The organism is Nocardia sp. 852002-20019_SCH5090214, assembly GCF_001665865.1.
GTDB lineage: Bacteria > Actinomycetota > Actinomycetes > Mycobacteriales > Mycobacteriaceae > Nocardia > Nocardia nova.
The window spans coordinates 1-507 of the sequence record NZ_LZMK01000242.1 but is presented as its reverse complement, the minus strand read 5'-3'; the positions used below and the strand labels follow the sequence as shown (position 1 = coordinate 507).

Here is a 507-nt window from a genome sequence, read left to right as displayed (position 1 = left end):
GCGGCAGTGGGTGTGCCCGCCGTCGAAGGGTGAGCGGCCCCGGTGGTCGTTCAACGTCGACCACTTCGTCACCAGCACCGACACCCTGTATCTGCTGTCGAAAGAGGGCAAAGCCTCCGGCGGAGCGCTCGTGAGCGCGTTCACGTCGGCGGTCGCGGCAGCGGGCGAGGCCGACGGCGTACGTGCCGGTGGCCGGATGCCGACACCGATGCTGCTCGTGCTCGACGAGGCCGCCAATGTCGTGCGCTGGCGCGATCTGCCGAAGCTCTACAGCCACTTCGGATCCCGCGGCATCGTCGTGCTCACGATCCTGCAGTCGTGGGCCCAGGGCGTGCGCTGCTGGGGCGAGGACGGCATGAGGGCGCTGCTCAGCGCCACCAACGTGCTCACCCTCGGTGCGGGTCTCAAAGACACCGGATTCCTGCGTGATATCAGCGAGCTGGTCGGGTCCCACCACGAACTGGTGACCTCGACCTCGCGGGGCCGGCGCGCGGATTCGGGCACCGA

General features: G+C 69.0%; 1 protein-coding gene. It reads left to right on the top strand.

Annotated elements, in window-relative coordinates:
* Positions 1-507 (top strand): TraG/TraD/VirD4 family protein (locus tag A5780_RS19300; RefSeq protein ID WP_156769560.1); only part of this gene is annotated, 507 nt, incomplete at both ends.